The sequence below is a fragment of the Monashia sp. HAY1-2A genome, assembly GCF_056755315.1.
Genome location: NZ_JBNDHY010000251.1, coordinates 1 through 3,328, shown reverse-complemented (window position 1 = coordinate 3,328; position 3,328 = coordinate 1). Strand labels below are relative to the sequence as shown.

Genomic DNA, 3,328 nt, shown 5'->3' with positions numbered 1-3,328 from the left:
CACCTACAAGAGCAGCGAGGCCGAAGCGCGCGACGTCGTCGCGTCCATCGAGTCCAGAGGTCGGCGCGGTGTCGCGCTGCACCTCGACACCACCGACATCGCCTCGTTCGCCGCCTTCGTGGAGACGCTGCGCAGCGAGCTGCCCGACGGGCGGTTCGACATCCTGGTCAACAACGCCGGCACCGCGCTGTACAGCCTGCTCAAGGACACGACCGAGGCCGAGTTCGACCAGGTCTTCGGGGTGCACGTCAAGGGCCCGTTCTTCCTCACTCAGGCCCTGGAGCCGTTGCTCGTCGACGGCGGCCGCATCGTCAACATCTCCAGTGCCCTGACCCGGATGGCGTTCGCCCGTTCTGGCCCGTACGCCACCGCCAAGGGAGCCATCGAGGTGCTCACCCGCTACCAGGCGCTGGAGTACGGCGACCGCGGGATCACCGCCAACGTCCTCGCCGTCGGCGCCGTGCCGACCGACTTCGGCGACGCTCACCTGCGCTCAGACCCCGACCTGCAGAAGACCATCATCGGGCTGACCGCCCTGCAGCGTCTGGCCACTCCTGAGGATGTCGGCCAGGCCGTCGTCGGTCTCACGACCGCCTCCGGCAGCTGGATCACAGGCCAGCGCATCGAAGCCTCCGGCGGCCTGCGGCTCTGACCCATGGTCCCCGCGGCGGCGGGCTTCCGTCCACCGCCGCGGTGGCACTCCGCATCCGTACCCGGCCGGTCGCGGTCCCAGGTTGACGCCGTCCCGTGCGCGGCCGTGCCGCGCGACGCTCAGCCATCCGGTTAGAGCGTCACGCCTTTGGCTTTGAGGTGTTCACCGATCGGGCCTGTCGCCCAATCTCCGTCGTAGAAGTTGACCTGCACCCGGCGGGTGGCGGGATGGCCTTCCAAACCTGGGGGCAACGTCGTCCTTCGGCCGCGGTAGTCGACGGCGCTGATCCGGCTATCGGCCAAGAGCAGCTCGTCGGCCCTGAGAAGCCCTCGCCGGCGGCCCCGCTCGAGTCCTACGACCGGTGCGATGCCCGGATGAGGCCAGGAATCCCGAAGGCCAGGAGTGCGGCCGCGAGCGGAACAGCAAGGGGGAGCGGCCGCAGGACTAGCAGCAACAGAACGGCCGCGACGAGCGGCATGAGGAAGGCTTCGAGCAGCACGATCGGCTTACGGACGCGATGGGTGATCACGGGCGGCACGTTAGTGGGAAGGGATGCTCGCGAGGCTGATCGACGCGGAGGACGGGCCGCGTCGAGGGAAGGTGGAGGGCACCCTTGGTCGAAGGGCAGATCCACCGATCGGACCGCGGCTCTCGTCGTCAGCGTCACTCCGCCGCGAGCCGCCTCGCTTACCGCTCAATGGATTCCACAAGGCCGCATGAGCTGAGGTGGCTAGCCATGTAGCCGGGGGTCAGAACCTCGGTTGGACAGAGTCCCCGCCTGGCCGGTGGAGCGCGGCCTACGGGCCGCTGGCAACCGTCCCGGCACGACTGTGCGCGGAGGCTGCAGCACAGTGTGGGTGGTGACGGGTGTTCGTCGATCCAACTTGTGAAGTCCTTGTCTCTGGCAGCGGCAACAAGACCGCGTGGTCGTCACGTGGTCAGCGGGTGATGACGACCTTGCCGTGCGCTTTGCCCTCCTCCACGTAGGTGACCGCGTCGAGAGTCTGGTCGAAACCGAAGGTGCGGTCGGGGACCGGGCGGAGGTCTCCGGCCTCGTAGAGCCGGGCCAGGTTCGTCAGCTGGGCGCCGTCGGCGTGCATGAAGAAGAAGCGGTAGCGCACCCCGAGTCGCCGGGCCCTCCGGTGGATCTTGCGGCTGAGCAGTGCCATCACCGGCTTGAGCAGCGGCTTGCTGATCTGGGTGGCGAAGGCGGGGTCGGGCGGCCCGACCACGCTGATTGCCAGCCCGCCGGGCCTTAGCACGGTCATCGACTTGTTCAGGCTGTCGGTCCCCAGCGAGTCGAGGACGACGTCGTAGTCGCTGAGCACGTCGGTGAAGTCGGTGGTGGTGAAGTCGATGACCTCGTCGGCGCCGAGCGCCGTGAGTGTCTCGGCGTCGGTCCCGCGCGCGGTGGTCGCCACGTGGGCGCCGAGGTGGTGCGCGAGCTGGATGGCGGTCGATCCCAAGCCGCCGGCTCCGGCGTGCACGAGGACGCGCTGGCCCGGCCGGAGGTGAGCGAGGTCGACGAGCGCCTGCCAAGCCGCGAGCGCTACGAGGGGGACGGCTGCTGCCTGGGCAAAGGAGAGTGAGGCCGGCTTCAGCGCGATGTCCGCGGCGTCGATGGCGATGGACTCGGCGAAGGTGCCGATGCGGTGGTCGCGGGGTCGGGCCCAGATTTCGTCGCCGACCTTGAAGGCGCTGACGTCGGGGCCGACCTCGGCGACGGTGCCCGCGACGTCGTGGCCGAGGATGAACGGTCGCGGGTAGCTGAGGAGCTGCTTGAACTCGCCGTTGCGGATCATCACGTCGAGTGGGTTGACGCTTGCCGCGCGTACGTCGACCAGGACATCACTGGGACCGACGGTCGGCGCCGGCGCGTCAGCCTCGCGCAGGCCGTCGGGGCCGTAGTGGTCGACGACGAAGGCCCTCATGCTGACTCCTGGTCCGTGTTCGCGCGGTTGCCGGCGGGCGCCAGCAGCTTCAGTGCGTTGGTGTGGGCGGCGGCCAGCACGCGGTCGGACAGCTCGCGGTCCTGGACGGCCCGCGCCAGCTGCAGGGCGCCTGCGAGCAGTCCCACGAGACCGATGGCCTGCTCCTCCGCACGCGAGGTGTGGTCGTCAGCGTCATCAAGGTGTCGGGCGATGGCGGTCAGGACCGAGCGGATGCCGGTGGTGTAGGCCTGCCTGCTGGCCGCGTCGCAGCGGCCGATCTCGTCGAGAAGTGCCGCGGAGCAGCAACCGGCGGCTGGGTCGTCCCGGTGAGCGGCCGAGAGGTAGTCGCGGATGAACGCCTCCAGGCCGGATCCTGCGGGAAGTGAGTCGAGCAGGGCGACCTGGGTGTCCAGCTGGTCGGTGACGACGGCAGCGACCAGATCACCCTTCGACGAGAAATGACCGTAGAACGCGCCGTTGGTCAGGCCGGCGTCGGCTACCAGGGTCGCGATGCCCGAACCGTCGATGCCATCGCTCTTGAACCGGCGACCTGCCGTCTCGATCATCCGCCGCCTCGTCGCCTGCTTGTGCTCGGCGCCGTACCTGGCCATGGGCTCACTCCTTCACCGTTGCGTCTGCGCCCACCATAGCAGTACGGTCATAATCCTATGTTCGCGTGCGTGCTCCTTGGCGTACGAGACCATCCCCCTGTCTCTTATACACATCTGACGCTGCCGACGACGGA

The 3,328-nt window shown here is 68.8% G+C and carries 4 protein-coding genes; 1 reads left to right on the top strand and 3 read right to left on the bottom strand.

Annotated elements, in window-relative coordinates:
• Window positions 1–652, top strand: a 652-nt coding sequence (locus tag ACPYOM_RS21365; RefSeq protein WP_481347496.1) for an SDR family NAD(P)-dependent oxidoreductase, incomplete at its 5' end; no start/stop codon positions are given.
• A 352-nt stretch (window positions 653–1,004) separates the two neighbouring features.
• On the opposite strand, the gene ACPYOM_RS21360 is transcribed toward ACPYOM_RS21365, so the two are convergent.
• The 3 genes from ACPYOM_RS21360 to ACPYOM_RS21350 form a co-directional block, all read right to left on the bottom strand.
• Window positions 1,005–1,181: a hypothetical protein gene (locus tag ACPYOM_RS21360; RefSeq protein ID WP_481347495.1), complete on the bottom strand. Its 177-nt coding sequence runs from the start codon at window positions 1,179–1,181 to the stop codon at window positions 1,005–1,007.
• 409 nt (window positions 1,182–1,590) lie between these two features.
• Entirely contained in the window at window positions 1,591–2,583 is a 993-nt protein-coding gene (locus tag ACPYOM_RS21355) for an NADP-dependent oxidoreductase (protein WP_481347494.1), read from the bottom strand.
• Window positions 2,580–3,194 (bottom strand): TetR/AcrR family transcriptional regulator, encoded by a 615-nt coding sequence (locus ACPYOM_RS21350; RefSeq protein WP_481347493.1) that lies wholly within the window; start codon window positions 3,192–3,194, stop codon window positions 2,580–2,582. The genes ACPYOM_RS21355 and ACPYOM_RS21350 overlap by 4 nt, the downstream gene beginning before the upstream one ends.
• Window positions 3,195–3,328: the final 134 nt, after the last annotated feature.